Here is a 21,651-nt window from a genome sequence, read left to right as displayed (position 1 = left end):
CCCCTGCTGTGCGCCTTTATTAACCGCCCGCGGTTAATAAAGGCGCACAGCAGGTCTAGCCGGCCACCGCTTCGAGCTGCGGCGTGATCGATTCGAGCGAGTACTTCAGCGACAGCGACGACGGAGTGTTCAGGCCGGCAACAGTCGGATAGTCGACGATGGCCAATCCGCCACCCTTGACTGCAGGCAGGTCGGCAAACCCCGGCAGCTTCATCATGTCGTCGAGCGACCCGCCGTTGGGCAGCAGCACCACGACGTCGGCGCTGAGAGCGTCGACCCGTTCCGGGCTGAGTATCAGCCGGCCACCGGTCACACCGGCCTCGTCGACCAGCTTGGGCGGCAACGACATTCCCAGACGCGTGAACAGTCCCGAAGCACCGTCCTTGGGATCAGCGACGATCACCAACTGCGACGTCGGGAAGACGTACTGCGACAAAAGAGCGGTCTTACCCTTCAGCCCCGGCAACCGCTGTGCGAGCGCATCGATCTGCCCGTTTGTCGCCTCGACGATCTCGTCGGCTCGCGACTCCTTGTCGAGAACCCGGCCGAGAATCTCCACCTGGTCCTGCCACGGATCGACCTGGACGTCGGACAGACCGGCAATTGTCGGAGCGATCTTGCTCAACTGGTCGAAATCGTCCTGATCGGCGACGGAGAACCCGCCGAGAATCAGATCGGGATCCAAGGCTGCAATTTCTTCAGCTTTGAGCGGGACACCGAACTGCTGGATCGCCGAGCGATCGAGTTCCTTCGCCGACGCGTCCACGCCACTCTCCCACGGGAACAGACCACGCTCGTCGCCCATCGGGCCGGCAGCCAGGTACCCCACCGGCTGGATTCCGAGTTCGAGCAGAGCGTCGAGCCACTGGGTGTCGGCCGCGACGATGCGCGTCGGCGTCCCGGTGATCGTGGTGGCGCCGAACTTGTGGTCGATCGTGGTCACCCGACCGTCCGCGATCTCGTCGGCGTCCGAGGACGAACATCCGCTGATACCTACGACCAGCGCTCCCAAGAGAGCCACCGCCGAAAACTTCATCGCACGCACGAAAATACTCCTCCACTAGTTAGCAGAGGCTTACCTTCTCATATGGGACCCGGCTGTGTCCGACCTTGCTTTCAGGCGAAACGAGAGAGCAGACGCTCCGCATCGGCGCCGATGCGTCGAACCACGTCGCCGGCCGGATGGATTCCGTGTACGAGTCCGACAGCTTCTCCGGCGTAGACGACTCCGCTGTGGGGATCCGACGGGTCGTACGCCTTTGCCAGCATTTCCTCATCGGCGTCGACTCCGTGCCAGGCGGCAGTGAACTCGTTGGCCACCGCGCGGCCACCCCACCGCTGCGGCCACGGTTGACTGCGCGCTCGGTCGAACACCGAGGTGTAAATCGTGTCGGCACTTCCGGCTTCGACGACGCGGTCGCGGGCATAGTCCGGCCCGACCGTCTCCGGGCTGGCGAGCAGCGCCGTTCCGATCATCACGCCTTCCCCGCCGGCCGCCAGGACTGCGGCCAAACCGCGGCCGGTCCCGATTCCGCCGGCCGCCAGTACTGGAAGTGATGTCGTTTCGAGGATCTCCTGCAGCAGCGGCAAGGTTCCGATTCGGCCCGTGTGACCGCCTGCCTCACCGCCTTGCGCGATCACGCCGTCGACACCCGCGGCCTCGACAATGCGAAGATCTTCGAGCGTATTGATCTGTGACACAACGGGAATGCCCGCATCGTGGATTCGTCCGACATACGAGGCGGGATCACCGAACGACAAGGTGATCATGGTCGGCTCGACGGCAATCGCGGCGTCGAGCATCAACTCGTTCTCGGGCAGCGACCACGTCATCAGGCCGACTCCGAATTTTCCGCCGATCGAGCGGGCCACTTCGGCTTCGGCCTCGATCCACTCCGGTGTGTTGTACCGGGCCGCGCCGAGCAGACCCAACCCGCCGGCCGCCGATACAGCTCCGGCGAGCGCGCCGCCCGCGCGGCCACCCATGGGCGCCCCGAGAACCGGGATTTCGATTCCGAACTCTCGGGACAACCAGGTGGTGACCATGCGCTCCTACTTCTTGGGCTTCTCGCCGACCGATTCCGACGTCAGGGCCGCCACGAATGCTTCCTGCGGCACCTCGACGCGACCGATGGTCTTCATGCGCTTCTTGCCTTCCTTCTGCTTCTCGAGCAGCTTGCGCTTACGGCTGATGTCGCCGCCGTAGCACTTGGCGAGAACGTCCTTGCGGATTGCGCGAATGTTCTCGCGCGAGATGATCTTCGCGCCGATCGCGGCCTGGATCGGAACCTCGAACTGCTGGCGAGGAATCAGCTCACGAAGCTTCGACGTCATGCGTCCGCCGTAAGCGCCGGCGTTGGAACGGTGCACGATCGAGGAGAACGCGTCGACGGCCTCGCCCTGCAGCAAGATGTCGACCTTCACCAGATCGGCCTGCTGCTCACCGGCCTCCTCGTAATCGAGGCTGGCATAACCCTTGGTGCGGGACTTGAGGGCGTCGAAGAAGTCGAACATGATCTCGCCCATGGGCAGTTCGTAGCGCAGTTCGACGCGAGTCTCGGAGAGGTAGTCCATGCCGCCGAGCTCACCGCGACGGGACTGGCACAGCTCCATGATGGCGCCGACGTACTCACTCGGGGCGATGACGGTGCATTTGGCGACGGGCTCGTAGACCTCGCGAACCTTGCCTTCCGGCCAGTACGACGGGTTGGTGACGATGACCTCGGCCCCGTCCTCCATCACGACGCGGTAGACGACGTTGGGCGCGGTGGAAATCAGTTCGAGGCCGAACTCACGCTCGAGGCGGTCGCGGGTGATCTCCATGTGGAGCAGGCCGAGGAAGCCGCAGCGGAAGCCGAATCCGAGGGCAACCGACGTCTCGGGTTCATACGCCAGCGCCGCGTCGTTGAGACGGAGCTTGTCGAGGGCATCGCGCAGCACGGGGTAGTCCGAGCCGTCCATCGGGTAGAGGCCCGAGTAGACCATCGGCTTGGGATCGCGGTAGCCGACCAGCGGTTCGGTCGCGCCGTTGCGGGTGGTGGTGACAGTGTCACCGACGCGCGACTGGCGGACGTCCTTCACACCCGTGATGAGGTAGCCCACCTCGCCGACGCCCAGACCGATACTGGCCTTCGGCTCGGGCGAGATGATGCCGACCTCGAGCAGTTCGTGTGTGGTGCCCGTGGACATCATCGTGATCTTCTCGCGGGGACGGATCCGACCGTCGACCACACGCACGTAGGTGACCACGCCGCGGTAGGCGTCGTAGACAGAGTCGAAGATCATCGCGCGGGCGGGACCGTCAGCATCGCCGACAGGCGCAGGTACCTGCTTGATCACCTCGTCGAGCAGTTCCTTGACGCCCATACCGGTCTTACCCGAGACGCGCAGGACATCACCGGGCTCGCAGCCCGTGATGTGCGCGATCTCTTCGGCATAGCGGTCGGGATCCGCGGCCGGGAGGTCGATCTTGTTGAGGACGGGAATGATCTTGAGATCCTTCTCCATCGCCAGGTAGAGGTTCGCCAGCGTCTGAGCTTCGATGCCCTGAGCTGCGTCGACCAGCAGAATTGCACCCTCACATGCTTCGAGCGCGCGGGAGACCTCGTACGTGAAGTCGACGTGGCCGGGTGTGTCGATGAGGTGGAGGACGAACTCTTCGCCGTCGACGGTCCAGGGCAGACGAACGTTCTGGGCCTTGATGGTGATGCCGCGTTCACGCTCGATGTCCATGCGGTCCAGGTACTGCGCACGCATCGCCCGCTCTTCGACCACACCGGTGAGCTGAAGCATGCGATCTGCCAGCGTCGACTTACCGTGGTCGATGTGCGCGATGATGCAGAAGTTCCGGATCTGCGCAGGATCCGTGAACGTCTTGTCGGCGAAGCTGCTGATGGGAGACCCCTTAGTCGGACCGGCACCGGCCCGGATCCGGGCCACTGTCAACCCTCAGGATATCCAAGTCTCGGCGCCGCCGTACCAGGGGTTCCCACGGGTGGGTGATTATGCTCGAACGCTATGGCAAGCATGTGGAAGCAGATCGGCAGAACCCTCGGCGCCCTCGCGGTGGAGAAGGGCCCTGCGTTGCTGCGCCAGCTGCAGTCGTCCACGTCCCAGTCGTCTGCCTCGAAGCCGGGTCCGACCGGCCGCCCGATCGCCGCGCGAACGTCTCCGACCGCACATCGCGCCCGCAAGGTCGAGTACTCCCCCGACCTCGACGGCAAGGCCGATCCGGGCGAGATCGTCTGGACCTGGGTTGCCTACGAGGAGGATCCGACCCAGGGCAAAGACCGCCCGGTGCTGGTTGTCGGCCGCGACGGCGACACGCTGCTCGGCCTGATGTTGTCTTCGCAGAGTAAACGCGAGGGTGAGCGCGATTGGCTCGCAATCGGTTCGGGTCCATGGGACGGCGAGGGAAGGCCCAGCTGGGTCCGGCTCGACCGGGTGCTCGACGTTCCCGAGAGCGGGATCCGGCGCGAGGGCGCCGTCATGGATCACAAGAAGTTCGACGCGGTCGCGGCAAAACTTCGGGCCGACTTCAGCTGGAGCTGAAGCCGACCCGGACGATGGAAACAGTGTCGATCAGCTGTCCATACGGTTGAACCGTCCGAAGAGTGCTCGATAGATGAGTGCACCGAGCGCACCGCCGATGAGCGGGAACACGATGAACAACCACACCTGGCCGAGTGCACCGTCCTGGAACGGCGCGACAGCGAGGCTTCGAGCGGGGTTGACGGAGGTGTTGTCGATCGGGATCGAGATCAGGTGAATGACGGCCAGGGTGAAGCCGATGGACACCCCGGCGAGAGGCACGTCGGAGATCTGGTCGGTCGACGCGAGAACGACGAATACCAGCAGTGCTGTCAGCAGGATCTCGATGATCATGGCGGCACCGATGCCGTAGCCGTCGGAAACCACGTTTCCGAGAAGATTCTTCTCGGCAGACGGACTGTGTGCGCCCCAACCGTTTGCGCCCAAACCGTCAGCAGCACGGTTGTACGCCGGGAGACTGTTGGCCACCGTGTAGATCACGACGCCTGCGACCAAGCCGCCGATCACTTGCGCGACAACGTAAATCGCCGCATTGACGGCTGAGATTCGCCCGATCACGAATTGGCCGAGAGTCACGGCTGGGTTGACGTGGCAACCGGAAATCGGGCCGATCGCATATACGAGGAACAGCAGGGTCAGGCCGAATGCGAAGGCAACTCCGAGGTTGCCGACTTTCGCACCTGCAAAGACGGCAGTTCCGACTGCGGAGAACACGAGCACGAATGTTCCCACCGCTTCGGCCGCATACTTCTTCACATCCGAGATCGGTTCGATCTCAGTCAATTCCTGTGCAGTTGGAGACATATTCCCACCTTCTTCTCATCGAACGGTAGTAATGCTCACGCGCCTAGATTTGCCGGACTTTACGCAAGCCTGGTGATCTCCACAACAACTTCGAGATCTGTGGAGCGTCCACCGGAAAAGATTCCCTTCAATGGCGGCACATCCGAATAGTCCCTTCCTATTCCGACCGAGACATGCTGTTCATTCACAGCTATCGCATTGGTCGGGTCGTATCCCCACCACGCGCCGGTCCACGCTTCGATCCACGCGTGCGATTCGCCGACCACCGTGTCCCCGACTGCCGCATCACGTTTGGGGTGGAGATAGCCGGAAACGTATCGACACGGTATTCCCATCGTTCGAAGCAATACCAAGGTCAGATGCGCATAGTCCTGGCAGACGCCTTTCCGTGCCGACCACGCCTCGACCGCCGACGTATGCACTCCGGTCGTACCCGGAACATATGACATTTCGCCGTAAACCCATTGCGACGCAGCCACTACTGCATCTTCAGGTGATTTATCTTTGCGCAATTCCTTGGCAATTGTCGCCAGCTTACGATCACGCGGAACATATCTCGTGAAACTCAGTTGTTCGTTGAATCGATCTTTAATCGCGTTTCCCGACAATTCATCCCAGTCGACGGTTTCCTCGGGCTGAACGAACGGTTCGGTCTCCACCACCGACAGTCCGGTCACTTCGAGTTCCGTATGCGGGGCGTGCAAGTCGAAGGCGGTCACCGCGGTGCCCCAGTAATCGGTGTATCGGTAGGAACGCGTTGCCGGCTGGGTTTCGACGCGCGTGAGTATCACCGTCTGCCTGGTGTCGCCGCGAGGTGTCAATCGCGCTTCGTTGTACGACGACGTCACCGGGGCGTCGTACGCATATCCCGTGGTGTGCACGACCCTCATCCGCCAGCTCACAGCTCTCCCTCCACCGTCGACTCCGCATACGCGGCGCCGGCATCCGTCCACGCGACCCACGGCGCAGCGTGGAAGTACTGCAATGCAATTGCCTCACCCAGTTCGCGGCAGGTCTCCTGCCAACCGAGCAACCGTCCCTGCAGATCCTCGAGCAACACGCCCTGCGGCAGGAACTCGAGTTCGCTGCGTGCGCGGCCCAGAAGCCGCGGCGCCTCCGCCCGGATTCCGACGCGACTGCCCGGCTGCGGGTCGAGCTCCTGCAGGCACTTCTCGGCCTGCCTGATCGAGTGGAACACCGAGCGCGGAAAGAGCCTGTCCAACAAGATGAACTCGACGACGCGATTGGCGTCGAGTGCTCCGCGATACGTACGCAGATACGTGTCATGTGCGCCCGCCGAGCGAAGAACGCTGACCCATGCCGGCGACGACGGGCGGTCACCGGCGCGCGCCAGAAGCATCCGCACGATCATGTCGACACGTTCGATCGACCTGCCCAGCAGAAGGAACCGATAGCCGTCGTCGCGACTGAGCGTGGAATCCGCCAGGCCCGCGAACATCGCTGCGCGTTCCTCCACATAGCGGAAGAACTCGTGTGGCCCCAGCCTGCGTGAGGCACGTTCACGCTCGGCCAGTCCGTTGTACGTGGTGTTCAGGCACTCCCACATCTCACTCGACGTGACCTCACGCGCCCCGCGAGCATTCTCACGAGCACTTGCCAGCGAGTCCACGATCGAACCAACCTGGTTGCGGCTGAACGCAACCAGATCGGTGAGCGAGCGCACGTCGAGCTTGCCCTCCGGCGCCTCGATGCCGAGGACACGCAGGAGCAGACGCGACGTGCGGTCCGGGTCGACGGTGGCGTCGTCGAGCAATTGATGGACGGCGACGTCGAGGATCCGAGCAGTGTCGTCGGCGCGCTCGACGTAGCGGCCGATCCAGTAGAGGGACTCTGCGTTGCGAGCAAGCATCGGTCACCACGCTCCGTTCACTGATAGTTCTTGGTAGCTGGGCACTTCCGAGGTGTTCACTGTTGCTGCTGCTGTTGTTGCTGCGAGGTGCTCAGTTCGGGACCCTGCACCGGCTCCGCGGATTCCGGGGGCTCGGACACCAGTTCCTCGCCTGACAACTCTGGGTCTTCGTCAGAGGTGCGACTCGCAAGCACCCACGTGTCCTTGCTTCCGCCGCCCTGGCTGGAGTTGACCACCAGCGAACCTTCCGGAAGTGCCACCCGGGTCAGGCCGCCGGGCAACACCCACACGTCCTCACCGTCGTTGACGGCAAAGGGCCGCAAGTCCACGTGGCGCGGCGAGAGAACATCGTCGATCTTGGTCGGCACCGTGGACAACTGCACGAGTGGCTGCGCAATCCACCCGCGCGGGTCTGCCTTGATCTTGCGGGTGATCGCGGCCAGTTCCTTGGGGCTCGCGTCGGGTCCGAAGACGATTCCGTAGCCGCCGGACCCTTCCACCGGCTTGATGACCAGTTCGGCGACGCGGTCGAGGACTTGCTCGCACTCCTCGTCCAACCAACAGCGGAACGTGTCGACGTTCTGCAAGAGCGGCTTCTCACCGAGGTAGTAGTCGATGATCTGCGGAACGTAGGTATAGACGAGTTTGTCGTCACCGACTCCGTTGCCGACGGCGCTCGAGATCACCACGTTGCCCGCCCGCGCCGCATTCAGTAGGCCTGCGACGCCGAGAATCGAATCCGGACGGAAGTGCATCGGGTCGAGATACTCGTCGTCGATGCGGCGATAGATGACGTCGACCTGGCGCTCGCCTTCCGTAGTGCGCATGTACACCATGTTGTCGCGGCAGAACAGGTCGCGACCTTCGACGAGTTCCACACCCATCTGACGAGCGAGCAACGAATGCTCGAAATAGGCGGAATTGGCGATACCCGGTGTGAGAACAACCACTGTCGGGTCCGCTTCGTTGAGTGCAGCACCCGCACGCAGCGCCCTCAGCAGGTGTGTTGCGTAATCACCGACCGCCCGCACCTTGTGGGACATGAACAGATCCGGGAACACCCGAGTCATGGTGCGACGGTTTTCCATCACATAGGAGACACCGGACGGAGATCGCAGATTGTCCTCGAGAACTCGGAACTCTCCAGCCTCGTCTCGGACCAGGTCGATACCCGCGACGTGAATTCGCACACCGTTGGGCGGCACGATGCCTGCCGCTTCACGGTGGAAGTGCTCGCACGAGGTGACCAGGCGGCGCGGCAACACGTGATCGCGCAGGATTCGCTGCTCGCCGTAGATGTCCGCGAGAAACAACTCGAGCGCCTTCACCCGCTGTTTGATGCCCTTTTCCAGCCGCGACCACTCCTGGGCGGCGATGACGCGTGGCACCAGATCCAACGGGAAGGGTCGTTCCTGCCCGGACAGCGAAAACGTCACACCTTGGTCGATGAATGCGCGTCCGAGTGCGTCGGCACGCGCGGCGAGGTCGGCGCTGCTCGTCGGCGCCAGGGCTTTGTACACACCCTTGTACGGACCACGCACCGAGCCGTCGGGCTCGAACATCTCGTCGAAAGCCAACTCGTAGCGACCGATGTCTGAATATCCGTCGAACACTGCGGCAGGACGCGCTCGGGTGGTGGTCGAACCTGTTTTACTCGAACTTTTCGAAGGCGACGGCGTCATAGGGCAACATGCTGCTACAAGTGGGGCTATTCGGCAGCGCGGCGAGCAATCGGGCGCTCGGTGTACCCTTCTCGACAGACGCAACGTGCGACGGTTTGGGTTCTTGGGCCCTCGGCTGGTAATCTTGCCAGTCGGTGCATCAGTGCGCCCACAGCTTTCTCGACCGTAACCAGCTAAAGACGACAAGGATTTTACGCGTGGCCAACATCAAGTCCCAGGTGAAGCGAATCCGTACCAACGAGGCGGCCCGACTCCGTAACCAGTCGGTGAAGTCCTCGCTGCGTACCGCGATCCGTTCATTCCGCGAGGCTGCGGCAGCCGGTGACAAGGACAAGGCCAACGAGCTCCTCGTCTCCACCAGCCGCAAGCTCGACAAGGCAGCCAGCAAGGGCGTCATTCACGCCAACCAGGCTGCCAACAAGAAGTCTGCACTCTCGCAGGCTGCCAACAAGCTCTGACGTTTCCACTGTGACGGTTCGCCGTCACACTGGTTCGTCTCGATAGCCGCCAGGTCGAAAGACCAGGCGGCTATTTTGCGTATTCAATCGGGTCAGTGCGAAGACCCGCCATCCATGTCTTGCAGCGAATATGTGGAGCGGGCTGCAACCATCTGATGATGGCGATCAACGGGCACGGGAAGCGCCCTCGCAGCTGGTTGTTCACGACTGTCTTCTGGGCGGTCGTCGCTTTCGGCGTAGTGGCCGCCCTGGGAATCCCTCGTCGGTGGGAATCATTGACGGTTGCAGTCGTCGGAGGTGCCGCAAGCTACGGATGGTGTAAGCGCAGGCAACGTAGCGAATTCCGGATCTTCCTCGGCGTGATGTGTTCACTCGTTGCGATTCTGGCGTTTCTCGCCGTTGGACGAGCGCTACTCACCACCGTGAAGGTGCCGGTGGACAGCATCGGCCAAGAAACCATTGTCTGCGGCAGTGTGGTGAATCCGGTGTCGCACGACTCACTACGGGTGACCGACATCAGAACAGGTGAACCAACGACACGGCCTCAGGCCATTCCGCTACTCAGTTGGAGCAAGCCTGCGTGAAACGCCTCGACTACCGGGCGGGTGAGGCCACGGCCGCCACTGTCGTCGGACTACTTCTGGCCGGACGCGCAGTAGGCCACGTTGTACTCAGTTCTTCCGCAACGCGCACACTTTCCGCACTGCCATCTCCAGGGCGAAGGACGAGTCGACTGCGGCACCCTTCACGTCGGCATTGAGGGCGGCGACGATCTGCATCGCAGCGCCGATCGACGTGGGATCCCAGCCGCCGACCTCCTTGATCGCCTTCTTGACCTTCCACGGCGGCATTCCGAGATCCGACGCCAACCGGAACGGGTCACCGCCCCGTGCAAACGGGCCGACCTTCGCGATGGTGTGGACTGCGTCGGCGAGGGCATCCGCGAGCAGAACATGGGCTGTTCCGATCTGATCTGCCCATCGGAGCGCCTCGAGCGCACCCCGGGTATCGCCGACGATGACTTTGTCGGCCACGTCGAATCCGGAAACCTCGGCCTTGCCCGAGTAATACTTGTGGACTGCATCCACGTCGATCTTGCCGCCCGTATCTGCCGCCAATTGCGAGCAGGCCGACGCGAGTTCGCGGAGGTTGGAGCCGACGCTTTCGATCATCGCGGCGATCGCATCTGGCGCAACCCTGACGTCTGCGGTCCGAAACTCACCCCGGACGAAGTCGACAAGCTGACTCTTGTTCAGTTTTCCGCAGTTGTGAACCGTCGCCCCGAGCTTCTCGAGGGCCGGCGCCAACGCTTTCGCGCGACCGCCGCCCGAGTGCACGACGATCAGAACCACACCTTCTGCCGGCTCGCGTGCAGCCTCCAGGACAAGCGCTACGGCATCTTTGCCTGCTTCTGCAGCCGATTCCAAGACGATCACACGGTCTTCGGCAAAAAGAGAAGGGCTGAGCAACTCGGCCAACTCGGGAGCATTGGTGTCGCCCGCGCGCATCTTGGTCACCGGGAGATCCGAAATACCCTGGCCGCGGTCACCGCGGACAGCTCTGATGAGCTGCGATACCGTGCGGTCGATCAGGAACTCGTCGTCCCCGAGAACAAGATGCAGCGGATCGACTCCAGACGGATTACTCACCCGAAGATGGTCCCACGAGGAACCGACACGATCGACACAGACCCGCCGCCCCCGCCGTACACAGCGACGGTGCCGTCGACGTCGGTCCGAACCACCGCCCCGCCCAATGAATCCAGTTCATCGAGAACCTCCGCATTCGGGTGCCCGAAACTGTTGCCGACGCCGACGCTGATCATCGTCAACCTCGGACGCACCGCTTCCAGAAATGCCGACGACGTGGTCCGAGAACCGTGATGGGGCAGCTTCAACACATCGGCCTTCACGTCCGCTCCCGATCGGAGGATCGCCTCCTCCCCCGCAACTTCGGCGTCGCCCGTCAACAGAATTCGACCCGCGCCCGTGTGCGCCATCACCACCAGCGACTGATCGTTCGCGGCGTCCGCGCCGTCCCCCGCATCGCGGGGAGCCGGAACCAACGGACCGAGAACCTCCACGTTCACCGATCCCAACGTCAACTCCATACCTGCGCGCAACGAGACAACCGGAACGGCCTGCGAGTCGGCGGTATCCTTCACCGCCCGAAAACCTGACTCCGGCAACAACATCGACCCGACTCCGATCGCAGCGACCGAACGCCCACTCAGGACTGCTTCCAATCCACCGATGTGATCGGCATGAAAATGACTGATCATCAGCAACGCGATGTCGTTGACGTCCAACATGTTCAGGCAACGATCCATCGACGTGGGATCAGGACCGACATCGATCACGATCACCCTGCCGTCTCCAGTCGAGAGCACAAGACCGTCCCCCTGACCGACGTCGCACATCACCAGCGCCCACCCCGGAGCAAAACGGCCACCCCCGAACACGTGTTGAAAGATCAGGGCCAGAACAACTCCCAGAACAAGAACGCCGAGCACCCATCTCGAAATCCGATTCCACAGCGTCAGGGCCGCGGCCAGTAGGACTCCCACGACGACGAGGGCACCGATGAGTCCTGACGGCACTACCACCGACGCTCCGGGAAGCGCCGCCGCCCGCTCGGACACGCACAGCAGCCACCCCATCGGCGGCCGCACCAATGGCGCGACGAACACCGCGATCGGTGGACAGATCAGCGCACACAAGGCAATCACCGCACCGAACACCGTGATGATTCCGATCACGGGCGCCACCGCCATGTTCGCGGCAATCGTGACTACGCTGAAGGTTCCCGCCATGGCGCCCACCAACGGTGCAGTCACGACAAACGCAGCACCCGAGACAGCTGTCATCTCCGAAAACCAACGGGGCCAGCCTCTTCGGCGAAGCACGTCCACCCACACCGGCGCAATGATCACCAGCGCGCCCGTGGCAGTAGTCGACAGCGCAAACCCCCAGTCGACGGCCAGCTCGGGCATCACGACTACCAGAACGATGACGGCGGCGGCAAGCGCAGGCAGCGCCTGTTTGCGCCGACCAGTGACCAGACTGAGCAGGCCTACCAAGCCCATCACCGACGCGCGTAGAACACTCGGCGACGGCCTCGCGACGACAACAAAGGCAACGAGGGCTACCACCGCCAAAGCGGCGCCGACCCGTGGACTGAGCGCCGCGGCTCTGACCAACAGCAGAACGGCCCCGAGCAGAATGCTGATGTTGGCGCCGGACACCGCGGTGAGATGGGAAAGTCCGGCAACGGTGAAGTTGTCCTTCACCACCGGCGACAGCGCCGACGTGTCTCCGACGACGAGGCCAGGCAGCAGACCCGCCTGATCCGGCGGGAGTGCAGCCGAGCACGCAGCCGCGAAACGAATGCGCACCACACTTGCCCATCGCTGATACCAGGGCACTTCTCCCACCGCGACGGGAGGCCCTTCGGACGTGATCACGGCGAGCGTGGAATCGCTACGCCATGGCTGACTCGCCCGGCCACGAACCGTGAGGCTCTGCCCTGGAACAACTTCGAGCCACGACGAACTGGGCGCCCGGATGGTGACCAAGCCGCCTCCGGAGTACCTGCGGTTCTGGGCAGTCACCGAATTGACGGTTGCCCTGAAGACGACCTGACCTTGACCCACCGCGCCGGAGACCGCGTGCGGATCCTCCGAGGGTTCCACTTCGACACTCACCCAAGCTCCCTCGAGAGAAGCTCGGGTCAGTGGGTGCCTCTCCGCCTCGGACGCCCGCCACCCGCCGACGGCACTACACCCGGCACCGAACAGCAATGCAACCAACATGATTCGTACCCACCCCGCTGATGTCCGGCGCACAACCACGTAAGTGAGGAGTGCCGCTGGAACCGCACACGCCACCGCCAGTACCCACGCGGCGACCGGGCCGAACAGGATCCCCACCGCACTGCTCCCCCACACCGCGACGGCAGACGGAAGCAGTCGAGCGTCGAGGACCGGCGAGGCTTCCGGTTCGTTCACACCGACACCAGCACTCGCAATTTGGCCAACCTTGCCGGGCCGATCCCGTCGACTTCCCCCAATTGTTCTATGTCCGTGAATTTTCCGTTGGATGTGCGCCAGGAGATGATCGCCGCAGCCGTTACCGGCCCTACCCCGGGAAGCTCGTCCAGTTCGGCCTCGGTGGCGGTATTGAGGTTCACCAGCCCAGCCCCGCCGGATTCCCCCGTAGCTGCGGGGCTGGTCCCTCCTGCAGTGGTACTCGAAGAAACACCACCGGACTGATCGGCCGCACCAACCACGATCTGATCGCCGTCGACAAGTTTCTGAGCCAGATTCAGGCCCACCGTCTCCGCTCCGTCGAGCACGCCACCTGCCGCAGCAAGCGCGTCGGCGATGCGCGAGCCCGAATGAAGATTGACAAGCCCAGGCGTGCGCACGAGCCCGACGACACTGACCACCACAGCCTCGGGCGGCTGCTCTGCCACGACGCCGGTCGGTACAGGACTGGCTGATTCACCATCGCCGGCAGTCACATTCTTCTCCGTGACATTCTGGGGCGAGGGCAACGTTGGGACCGCCTGCATGCTCGGAGAATCCCACCACACGGCGAACAAGCCGATTCCCGTGGCCAGAACTGCAACGATCGCCAACACCCAGGTCGCCGACCGACTCGGGCGCCAACGTGTACCGCGCCAATGTTCGGGCAATCGGTCGAACCGTGACGAGTCGGGCTGAGCGTCGTAGTCGTCCTCGTCGAAGTCCCGAAGCCACTCGGGGGACCTCTCGAAAGACCCTGAATCCTCGAATTCGTCGACGGCCGGTCGCTGCCGGTAGTTTCCGTCCATCGCCGCGAGGCGATCACGCGCCCGCTCGCGCTCCTCGCTGATCCTCATGACTGGACGCTAACGAGAGACCTCGCCACCGAAGACGATGAATTTCGACCTGTGGAGAACTCGGGGATTGTGGAGAAACGATCAGGTGTTCGCGTCGATCTCCGGCAACGGGCACACCACAACACCGATCGCGCCGACACCGACGTGCGCTCCGATAACCGCGCTGAAGTCGGTAACCACGGATTCCGCTACATCGGGAATGCGCTCGGCCAACTGTTCCGCTATCCCGTCGGCACGCTCTCGTGCTCGCATGTGATGCACGGCTATCGCCACGCGGCCGAGACCGGCGCGCTCGACTGCCGAATCAACCAAGCGTGCAAGCGCTTTGGTGGTGGTGCGCGTTTTTTCGCCGAGCACGAGTTTGCCGTCCACCAGATGCAGGATCGGCTTCATCGCCAATGCAGTACCCAGCAACGCAGCGGCGGTTCCGATTCGTCCGCCCCGACGCAATTGATCAAGTTTGTCGACGACGATGTAGCAGCGCCCACGGCTGGCGACGTCGACCGCCCGGCCGTACGCCTCTTCGAGTGAAGCGCCCTTCTCGGCCAAGCGTGCAGCTTCGAGAGCCGGATAGCCCAAACCCATACCGGCGGACTGTGAATCGACGATCCGGACGGCGCCACCGAATTCCTGGGCTGCGACTCGTCCGGCTTCCCACGTTCCCGACAGTTGACGTGAAATGTGAACGGCGAGAACGCCGTCACCGTCGCTCATGTCCAGGGCGCGTGCATACGCTTCGGACAACTCGGCGGGCGACGCTCCGGCCGTTGTCACTCCCGACAGGTCGCTCGGCATTGCGTCGACGCCCTCTCGCAAGTCGCAACCGTCATGGAGCACGTGGAGCGGAACAACCTGAATGCCACATGCGTCGGCCGACTCCTGCGGGATGCAGGCGGAGGAATCCGTGACGACGACGACCGGCATTCTGCTACCCGACTTCGCTCGGCGGTGATACCAGTTCCGGCGAAACCAGTTCCGGCGAAACCGTTTTCTGCGACTCGACCCCGCGAATCGCAGCGATCATCGCGCGGGCTACACCGACGTGACCGTCCCAACCCCAGTGAATGCCGTCAGGATTGCCGTTCTCGGAAAAGACGTTGTCACGCACTGCATCTGCAAGGTCGACTACGGGAACGTCTTTCTCCGTAGCCCACTCGGTGATCGCGGACACCGCGGCAGGTCGTCCGGCATGCACGCTGGCGTAGGCATCACTGCGGTGCACTGACGGCAAGGTCGCGATCATCGGCAGTTCCGGCCGCATGTACTCCAACGCATTTCGCGAGCTTTCCAGATACTCGACGCTCAGCTTGGGAGGAAGTGCGACCGGGCGGCCCAGAGGTGCAAGCCGCGGCTGCAGCCATTGATAACCCTCGCGCACCACGCGTCGAAGCGCGGGTGGCCGAACGTAGCGAATGGTCTCGCGGAGCGCGGTAGGCAGCGGAGACGGTAGCGAGTCCATACCGCCGACCGCGAACACGACGGCGCCTGCCCGCGGCACCGCCGCCCACACACGAGGATCCTGAGTCAGTGCCCACCACGCATCGCGGCACGTCCAGCCGATACGGGCGACCAGCTCGACGTCCCAGCCGAGTTCGTCGGCCACGATGTTGGGCCAGATCCGTGGGTGGTCTGCCGCGAGGCCGCCTTTGGGGCCGAAATACGACAGCGAATCCGCGAGTACGAGGAGGACGGGGCGCTGCCCGTCGGCACTTTCAGAGGACGTCATTTGCGACACTCGCAGAAGCATTCCATACGTCGAGTCGCCACTCGATCGACTTGACGTCCCCGTGTCCGCTGAGTTGCACCCAACTGGTGTTTCCCAATCCGCCGAGGACGGCCCAGCGATCGACGGGTAGGTCGAGCAATGCCGCTGTCAGTGCCGCGATCAAGCCTCCGTGCGCCACCAGAACCACGGGCCGTTCGGCCCAGTCCGGGTGCGTCTCGAGCAATTCGTGAACTACGGGGAGGCTGCGATTCGCGACGTCGATTCGGCTTTCGCCGCCGGGCGGCGCCAACGTGGCATCCGCCCGCCAGGCAGATCGCACACCGGGAGTGCGCTCGTCGACGTCGTGATGAGTCAGGCCTTGCCATTCGCCCAGGTGTGTCTCACGCAGACGCGTGTCGGTGAGTACCGGAAGTCCGGCGGCATCACCGACTGCGACGGCCGTGAAGTACGCCCGACGCAGATCCGAGGACACGATCGTCAACGGCCTGCGATCGGCGATCACCGGACCTGCACTCTTGGCCTGCGTGCGTCCCAACTCCGACAGGTCGGTGTCGAGTTGCCCCTGCATCCGAGAGTCGGCGTTGTATTCGGTCTGTCCGTGACGCAGCAGGATGAGCCGGCGGACAGGGTTCGACGCCGCACTGGGCGCCGGCGAAGTCACAGCGAGGGATCCTGCGCGTCCGGCTCGGAAACCGTGTCGGTCTCGAACACCGTGTTGGCGTCGGCGGGGCCGGGACGGTTCTGTCCGAGGCCTTCGACCTCGACCGTCGGGCAGTCCTTCCACAGACGATCGAGAGCGTAGAAGTTGCGCTCCTCGTCATGCTGGACGTGGACGACGATGTCGGCGTAGTCGAGCAGTGCCCAGCGGCCCTCGCGGGTGCCTTCACGGCGGACCGGCTTGTGTCCCGCTTCGCGGAGACGGTCTTCGATGTTCTCGACAATCGAGTTGACCTGACGCTCGTTCGTCGCAGATGCGATGACGAAGCAGTCCGTGATGACCAGCTGTTCGGACACATCGAGCACCACCACTTCGGTGGCCAGCTTCTCGTCGGCTGCCAAGGCCGCGATGCGTGCCATGTCGATGGCTTCGGTGTTTGCGCTCACTCGATGTTCTCCAGTTTCGTCTTCAGAAAGTACTTGTTGTGCTCGGCTAGCTCGATTCGGCGCCCGGGACGGCTTCCGACTTCCCCGGTGCGGGCTCCGACATCGTTGTAGCTCCGTCGCGGCGCTCCGCGTCGACAGGTCGATACAGGTTCCGCTTCGAGATGTACTGCACCACTCCGTCCGGCACCAGGTACCAGACGGGGCGGTCTTCACTTGCCCGACGCCGACATTCGGTCGACGAAATGGCAAGTGCCGGAATCTCTATCAACGTGACCGCGTCGGCGGGCATGGTGTCGAGGTGACCGGCCAGGTGCTCTGCATTGAGATCGAAACCCGGTCGCGATACCCCGACGAACTTCGCCAATGCGAACAACTCTTCCCAATCTTGCCAGGAAAGGATGCTGGCCAGCGCATCGGCACCGGTGATGAAGAAGAGTTCGGCGTCAGGGTGGTAGGCCCGGAGGTCTCGCAGCGTGTCCACGGTGTACGTCACTTTTTCACGGTCGACGTCGACCCGAGAGACGGAAAACCGCGGGTTGGAGGCGGTGGCGATGACCGTCATGAGGTACCGGTCCTCGGCAGGACTGACGCCCTTCCCCTGCTTCTGCCAGGGCCGCCCGGTGGGGACGAAGATCACTTCGTCGAGTCCGAACCGGTCGGCGACCTCACTGGCCGCAACGAGGTGGCCATGGTGAATGGGGTCGAAGGTGCCACCCATCACTCCTAGGCGTCGAGCACGTTCCACCGATAGTCCCTTCTGCACGAGTGTCGAGCTTACGGGTCAGACCGGCAGCAGACGGGACACGACGTCGGCAAGCTGCTGGGCCGAGCGGCACTCGTGCATGCTGATGACCTCGTTGTAGACCTTCGCCGCGGAGTCACCCGTTCCCCATTGCCCCTTCGGCTCGGGGTTGAGCCAGTGCGCGTGCTTGGCTACTGCCACCATCTGCGACAGCGACTGAAGGTTGGGATCGCGGTAGTTGTTGCGACCGTCGCCGAGTACCAGTAGCGACGTGCGACTGGTGATCGACTGCGCGAACTTCTCCTGGAACACTCCGAAGGCGTGTCCGTAGTCTGAGTGGCCGTCGTAGGTGATCAGTTCGGCCTCACGCACCATCCGTGACATCGCTGATCCGAGGTCTGCGTTCGAGTCGAAGAACCGCGTGACCTCGTCGGTCGTGTCGATGAACGCGAACACCCGCACGCGCGAGAACTGCTCACGCAAAGCGTTCACGAGCAGCAGAGTGAAATGGCTGAACCCCGCCACCGAGCCGGATACGTCACACATCACCACAAGTTCGGGCCGCGCCCGCTTCGGCTTGCGCTGCACCAGATCGATCGGCACTCCGCCCGTCGACATGGACTTGCGCAACGTACGACGTAGGTCGATCGAACCCGCGCGAGAGCGGCTACGACGCACGGCGAGACGACTGGCCAACAAGCGAGCCAAGGGTGCGACGTTCTTCTTCAGCGTGGTGAGTTCGGCATCGGACGCTCGCAAGAAGTCGACTTCCTCGGCGAGTTTCGGAACGCCGTACGTGGCGACCCGCTCCTTGCCCAAATTCTCGGCTGTGCGTCGACGCGTTTCCTTCTCGACCATCTTGCGGAAGTCCGCGATGCGCTGCGCTGCCGTGCGCTTGGCGACCTCGGACTGATAGTCGGAGTTGTCCTTGCCCTCTGACCCGGAACCCTCCTGGTTGCCGAGCAGGCCCTGCAGGATCTTGTTGAGCAACGTCTCCGGGGCGACGTCGCGCAGCGCCTGGTAGGCGGAGAACGACGGGCCGTTGCTCGACTGGTACTGCCCGAGTTCCTCGACCATCGCGGCGGTCAGGAGTTCGGTCATCTCCATCGCCTTGTCACTGCCGTCTGTCAGCAGTTCGGCGATCAGCTCACGCAATGCCTGCAGGTCGATCGAGCCGTCTGGCTTGCGCGGCAGTGTGACGTCGACGTCGCCGACCGCACGGTCACCGATCGCCTTGGGGAACCACAGGTCGAAGACGGCGTCGAACGTCGCCCGGTGGGTCGGCCTGCGCAGGAGCGAGCATGCCAGCCCTTCACGAAGCGCTTCACGATCGAGCAGGTCGAGAACAGACATGACCTGACCGGCGTCGACTGTCTCGGACGGGCCGACCATGATTCCGCGTCGTCGCAGAGCCTCGACAAAATCGACGAGGTGACCGGGAATCCCGTGCGGCGCTGCCAGGCCGCCAGGTGAGAGCGGCGACGTCGATGCTGCGGGAGCCATGTCAGACCTCAGTTCAGCCGAAGTTCAGCGGCAGCACGCACCTGGTCCGACTGGTGCTTGAGGATCACGCCGAGCGTGGCGCGAACGGCATCGTCGTCGAGAGTGTCCATGCCCAGAGCAAGAAGGGTGCGTCCCCAGTCGATGGTCTCGGATACCGAAGGGACCTTCTTGAGCTGCATTCCGCGAAGAACACGAATGGTGTTGACCAGCTGCTCGGCAATCGCTTCAGGAAGCTCCGGCACACGGCTTGCGAGGATGCGACGCTCGAGGTCGGCGTCCGGGAAATCGAGATGCAGGAAGAGGCAACGACGCTTCAGAGCCTCCGAGAGTTCACGAGTGGCATTCGAGGTCAACACCGTGAACGGCTTGCGGGTGGCGGTGATCGTTCCGAGCTCGGGGATCGTGACCGCGAAGTCGCTGAGCACTTCGAGGAGCAGACCTTCGATCTCGACGTCTGCCTTGTCCGTCTCGTCGATCAACAGCACCGTCGGGTCCTCGCGGCGAATGGCCTTGAGCAGTGGACGTGCGAGCAGGAACTCCTCCGAGAAGACATCCGCCTTCGTCGAGTCCCAGCTGTGGTCGACCGCGACATCACCCCTCGCTCCGCTCGCCCCGCCCGACTGAATCCGAAGAATCTGCTTCGCGTGGTTCCACTCGTACAGCGCACGAGCCTCGTCGACGCCCTCGTAGCACTGCAGACGCACCAGTTCTGCGCCCGTGGTCTGGGCGACTGCGCGGGCGAGTTCCGTCTTTCCGACACCGGCCGGGCCCTCGATGAGCAGCGGCTTGCCCAGACGATCGGCCAGGAAGACTGCCGTCGCGGTGGCCTTGTCGGACAGATAGCCGGTTTCGGCCAGCCGTTCGATCACGTCGTCGACGGTCGAGAAGAACGGCGTCGTGTCGGGAAGTGCTCGGTCCACGGTTAACTCCTTGAGAGGTGGGGCAAGTCTGGTGAACTTTCAGGCGGGTCGGGTATGCCCGTCGCCCCAGACGATCCACTTGGTGGACGTCAGTTCCGGTAGCCCCATGGGGCCACGCGCGTGCAGTTTCTGGGTGGAGATGCCGATCTCGGCGCCGAACCCGAACTGCTCACCGTCGGTGAAGGCAGTCGACGCATTGACCATCACTGCCGCAGCGTCGACTCGAGCGGTGAACTCGCGGGCAGCCGAGAGATCGGACGTCACGATGGCTTCGGTGTGGCCGGTCCCGTACTGGTCGATGTGCTCGACGGCAGCGTCCAGGTCCTTGACGACCTTGAGGGCGACGTCGAGGGTGAGGTATTCCTTCGACCAGTCGTCCTCGGTCGCGGGAACCAGTCCCGGCAGATCACCGTGCACGACGACGTCGTGCATCTGAAGCGCTTGGAGCAGCTTCGGCACGGCCGTCTCGGCAATAGCGGCGTCGACCAGCACCGTCTCTGCCGTGTTGCACACACTGGGCCGACGGGTTTTGGAGTTGAGAAGAATCTTCTCGGCCATCAGTAGATCGGCGGCCGAGTGAACATAGACGTGGCAGTTACCGACACCGGTCTCGATGGTGGGCACGGTGGCATCACGCACGACGGCGCTGATCAAGCCGGCACCGCCGCGCGGGATGACGACGTCGACGAGGCCGCGGGCCTGGATGAGGTGCGTGACCGTCGACCGATCCGCACTCGGCAGAAGTTGAACGGAATCCTCGGGCAGTCCCTGGTCAATCAACGACGCGCGCAGAGCCGCCACTAACGCTTCGTTGGACTTGACTGCCGAGGACGAACCACGAAGCAGCGCAGCATTTCCCGACTTGAGAGTCAGCCCGAAAGCGTCGACGGTAACATTGGGGCGAGCCTCGTAGACCATGCCGACGACACCGAGCGGAACGCGCTGCTGGCGTAGCTCCAAACCGTTCGGCAAAGTGGATCCACGAAGCACTTCACCGATCGGATCGGGTAATCCGGCAACCTGACGCAAACCCGACGCGATGCCCTCGATCCGGTCAGCGGTCAGGCGAAGACGGTCGAGCAGCGATTCCTCGGTGCCGCCCGCCTTCGCGGTGTCGATATCGAGAGCGTTGGCCGCGAGAATCCGATCACTTGCCGCGAGTACCGCGTCGGCTGCGGCGTTGAGCGCAGCATCCTTCTGCGCGGTGGTCAGCAGAGCCAGGACGCGCGAAGCCTTACGGGCTCGGCGTGCGGCGTCGTGCACGACGGACTTGGTGTCGGACGCGTTCGAGTCGACGGTTTCTGCGTTGGAAGTCACAGCGGTCATGAATACACATTAACCACCCACCGTGACGGCCTGCTCGGCGGAACGAGGCTGTGACCACCCGGGACCATTCCGGCGGACCGCCGG

Annotated in this window: 21 protein-coding genes; 3 read left to right on the top strand and 18 right to left on the bottom strand. The window is 63.4% G+C overall.

The features are described 5' to 3' along the window. Positions 1–55: 55 nt before the first annotated feature. From QRN54_RS23585 to lepA, 3 genes are all read right to left on the bottom strand, one after another. Positions 56–1,036 carry an ABC transporter substrate-binding protein gene (locus QRN54_RS23585; protein ID WP_230587579.1) on the bottom strand — a complete coding sequence of 327 codons (981 nt, stop codon included), beginning with the start codon at positions 1,034–1,036 and terminating at the stop codon, positions 56–58. 80 nt (positions 1,037–1,116) lie between these two features. Beyond that, positions 1,117–2,046, bottom strand: a complete 930-nt coding sequence (locus QRN54_RS23580; protein ID WP_234551436.1) for an NAD(P)H-dependent flavin oxidoreductase — start codon at positions 2,044–2,046, stop codon at positions 1,117–1,119. A 6-nt stretch (positions 2,047–2,052) separates the two neighbouring features. Further along, entirely contained in the window at positions 2,053–3,945 is a 1,893-nt protein-coding gene (lepA, locus tag QRN54_RS23575; protein ID WP_003944564.1) for a translation elongation factor 4, read from the bottom strand. A 72-nt stretch (positions 3,946–4,017) separates the two neighbouring features. Between lepA and QRN54_RS23570 the strand changes: the two genes are divergently transcribed. After that, positions 4,018–4,551, top strand: a complete 534-nt coding sequence (locus tag QRN54_RS23570; RefSeq protein ID WP_007731034.1) for a type II toxin-antitoxin system PemK/MazF family toxin — start codon at positions 4,018–4,020, stop codon at positions 4,549–4,551. Between the two features lie 30 nt (positions 4,552–4,581). Here the strand turns inward: QRN54_RS23570 and QRN54_RS23565 are convergent, their stop codons facing one another. Genes QRN54_RS23565 through QRN54_RS23550 form a run of 4 tightly spaced genes read right to left on the bottom strand, consistent with a single transcriptional unit; the run spans position 4,582 to position 8,907 of the window. Next, positions 4,582–5,355 (bottom strand): aquaporin, encoded by a 774-nt coding sequence (locus QRN54_RS23565; protein WP_003944482.1) that lies wholly within the window; start codon positions 5,353–5,355, stop codon positions 4,582–4,584. A 59-nt stretch (positions 5,356–5,414) separates the two neighbouring features. Continuing rightward, complete coding sequence (locus QRN54_RS23560) at positions 5,415–6,245, bottom strand: transglutaminase family protein (RefSeq protein ID WP_007731033.1); 831 nt, start codon at positions 6,243–6,245, stop codon at positions 5,415–5,417. An 8-nt stretch (positions 6,246–6,253) separates the two neighbouring features. After that, positions 6,254–7,225 carry an alpha-E domain-containing protein gene (locus QRN54_RS23555; RefSeq protein WP_003944483.1) on the bottom strand — a complete coding sequence of 324 codons (972 nt, stop codon included), beginning with the start codon at positions 7,223–7,225 and terminating at the stop codon, positions 6,254–6,256. 56 nt (positions 7,226–7,281) lie between these two features. After that, positions 7,282–8,907, bottom strand: a complete 1,626-nt coding sequence (locus QRN54_RS23550; RefSeq protein WP_047270788.1) for a circularly permuted type 2 ATP-grasp protein — start codon at positions 8,905–8,907, stop codon at positions 7,282–7,284. 197 nt (positions 8,908–9,104) lie between these two features. Between QRN54_RS23550 and rpsT the strand changes: the two genes are divergently transcribed. Both rpsT and QRN54_RS23540 read left to right on the top strand, forming a co-directional pair. Continuing rightward, on the top strand, positions 9,105–9,365 hold the full coding sequence (rpsT, locus tag QRN54_RS23545; protein ID WP_003944567.1) for a 30S ribosomal protein S20: 261 nt from the start codon (positions 9,105–9,107) through the stop codon (positions 9,363–9,365). Positions 9,366–9,523: 158 nt separating this feature from the next. Then, the gene (locus QRN54_RS23540; protein WP_285183146.1) at positions 9,524–9,949 is read left to right on the top strand and encodes a hypothetical protein; all 426 of its coding nucleotides are present in this window, start codon (positions 9,524–9,526) and stop codon (positions 9,947–9,949) included. 87 nt (positions 9,950–10,036) lie between these two features. Here the strand turns inward: QRN54_RS23540 and holA are convergent, their stop codons facing one another. The 11 genes from holA to QRN54_RS23485 all read right to left on the bottom strand — a co-directional run bounded on the left by holA (position 10,037) and on the right by QRN54_RS23485 (position 21,567). After that, positions 10,037–11,014, bottom strand: coding sequence for a DNA polymerase III subunit delta (gene holA / locus QRN54_RS23535; RefSeq protein WP_003944476.1), 978 nt, complete (start codon positions 11,012–11,014; stop codon positions 10,037–10,039). Further along, positions 11,011–13,371 carry a ComEC/Rec2 family competence protein gene (locus QRN54_RS23530; RefSeq protein ID WP_064689235.1) on the bottom strand — a complete coding sequence of 787 codons (2,361 nt, stop codon included), beginning with the start codon at positions 13,369–13,371 and terminating at the stop codon, positions 11,011–11,013. Before QRN54_RS23530 ends, holA begins: the two co-directional genes overlap by 4 nt. Then, positions 13,368–14,246: a ComEA family DNA-binding protein gene (locus tag QRN54_RS23525; protein ID WP_050654644.1), complete on the bottom strand. Its 879-nt coding sequence runs from the start codon at positions 14,244–14,246 to the stop codon at positions 13,368–13,370. Before QRN54_RS23525 ends, QRN54_RS23530 begins: the two co-directional genes overlap by 4 nt. 81 nt (positions 14,247–14,327) lie before the next feature. Next, positions 14,328–15,170 (bottom strand): DegV family protein, encoded by an 843-nt coding sequence (locus tag QRN54_RS23520; protein WP_209447729.1) that lies wholly within the window; start codon positions 15,168–15,170, stop codon positions 14,328–14,330. A gap of 4 nt (positions 15,171–15,174) precedes the next feature. Beyond that, positions 15,175–15,972, bottom strand: a complete 798-nt coding sequence (octT, locus tag QRN54_RS23515) for a diglucosylglycerate octanoyltransferase (RefSeq protein ID WP_124569244.1) — start codon at positions 15,970–15,972, stop codon at positions 15,175–15,177. Next, a complete protein-coding gene (locus QRN54_RS23510; RefSeq protein ID WP_075833651.1) occupies positions 15,959–16,633 on the bottom strand; it encodes a histidine phosphatase family protein in 675 nt (224 codons plus the stop codon). Before QRN54_RS23510 ends, octT begins: the two co-directional genes overlap by 14 nt. Then, positions 16,630–17,076 carry a ribosome silencing factor gene (gene rsfS, locus QRN54_RS23505; RefSeq protein ID WP_003944502.1) on the bottom strand — a complete coding sequence of 149 codons (447 nt, stop codon included), beginning with the start codon at positions 17,074–17,076 and terminating at the stop codon, positions 16,630–16,632. The genes QRN54_RS23510 and rsfS overlap by 4 nt, the downstream gene beginning before the upstream one ends. Positions 17,077–17,122: 46 nt before the next feature. Further along, on the bottom strand, positions 17,123–17,839 hold the full coding sequence (nadD, locus tag QRN54_RS23500; RefSeq protein ID WP_003944462.1) for a nicotinate-nucleotide adenylyltransferase: 717 nt from the start codon (positions 17,837–17,839) through the stop codon (positions 17,123–17,125). An 18-nt stretch (positions 17,840–17,857) separates the two neighbouring features. After that, complete coding sequence (locus tag QRN54_RS23495; protein ID WP_064689238.1) at positions 17,858–19,321, bottom strand: vWA domain-containing protein; 1,464 nt, start codon at positions 19,319–19,321, stop codon at positions 17,858–17,860. An 8-nt stretch (positions 19,322–19,329) separates the two neighbouring features. Then, entirely contained in the window at positions 19,330–20,241 is a 912-nt protein-coding gene (locus QRN54_RS23490) for an AAA family ATPase (RefSeq protein WP_003944506.1), read from the bottom strand. A 39-nt stretch (positions 20,242–20,280) separates the two neighbouring features. Beyond that, the gene (locus QRN54_RS23485; protein ID WP_285183145.1) at positions 20,281–21,567 is read right to left on the bottom strand and encodes a glutamate-5-semialdehyde dehydrogenase; all 1,287 of its coding nucleotides are present in this window, start codon (positions 21,565–21,567) and stop codon (positions 20,281–20,283) included. Positions 21,568–21,651: the final 84 nt, after the last annotated feature.

It is taken from the genome of Rhodococcus sp. MEB032, assembly GCF_030208925.1.
Classification (GTDB): domain Bacteria; phylum Actinomycetota; class Actinomycetes; order Mycobacteriales; family Mycobacteriaceae; genus Rhodococcus_F; species Rhodococcus_F qingshengii.
Note: the sequence above shows the minus strand (reverse complement) of the source record. Positions and strands in the feature narration are given on the sequence as shown.

Excerpts from the sequence above, each read along its gene's own strand:
- QRN54_RS23585 (WP_230587579.1), bottom strand. The coding sequence starts at position 1,036 with ATGAAGTTTTCGGCGGTGGCTCTCTTGGGAGCGCTGGTCGTAGGTATC.
- QRN54_RS23580 (WP_234551436.1), bottom strand. The coding sequence starts at position 2,046 with ATGGTCACCACCTGGTTGTCCCGAGAGTTCGGAATCGAAATCCCGGTT.
- QRN54_RS23570 (WP_007731034.1), top strand. The coding sequence starts at position 4,018 with ATGGCAAGCATGTGGAAGCAGATCGGCAGAACCCTCGGCGCCCTCGCG.
- QRN54_RS23565 (WP_003944482.1), bottom strand. The coding sequence starts at position 5,355 with ATGTCTCCAACTGCACAGGAATTGACTGAGATCGAACCGATCTCGGAT.
- QRN54_RS23560 (WP_007731033.1), bottom strand. The coding sequence starts at position 6,245 with ATGAGGGTCGTGCACACCACGGGATATGCGTACGACGCCCCGGTGACG.
- QRN54_RS23555 (WP_003944483.1), bottom strand. The coding sequence starts at position 7,225 with ATGCTTGCTCGCAACGCAGAGTCCCTCTACTGGATCGGCCGCTACGTC.
- QRN54_RS23550 (WP_047270788.1), bottom strand. The coding sequence starts at position 8,907 with ATGACGCCGTCGCCTTCGAAAAGTTCGAGTAAAACAGGTTCGACCACC.
- QRN54_RS23540 (WP_285183146.1), top strand. The coding sequence starts at position 9,524 with ATGGCGATCAACGGGCACGGGAAGCGCCCTCGCAGCTGGTTGTTCACG.
- QRN54_RS23525 (WP_050654644.1), bottom strand. The coding sequence starts at position 14,246 with ATGAGGATCAGCGAGGAGCGCGAGCGGGCGCGTGATCGCCTCGCGGCG.
- QRN54_RS23520 (WP_209447729.1), bottom strand. The coding sequence starts at position 15,170 with ATGCCGGTCGTCGTCGTCACGGATTCCTCCGCCTGCATCCCGCAGGAG.
- octT (WP_124569244.1), bottom strand. The coding sequence starts at position 15,972 with ATGACGTCCTCTGAAAGTGCCGACGGGCAGCGCCCCGTCCTCCTCGTA.
- QRN54_RS23495 (WP_064689238.1), bottom strand. The coding sequence starts at position 19,321 with ATGGCTCCCGCAGCATCGACGTCGCCGCTCTCACCTGGCGGCCTGGCA.
- QRN54_RS23485 (WP_285183145.1), bottom strand. The coding sequence starts at position 21,567 with ATGACCGCTGTGACTTCCAACGCAGAAACCGTCGACTCGAACGCGTCC.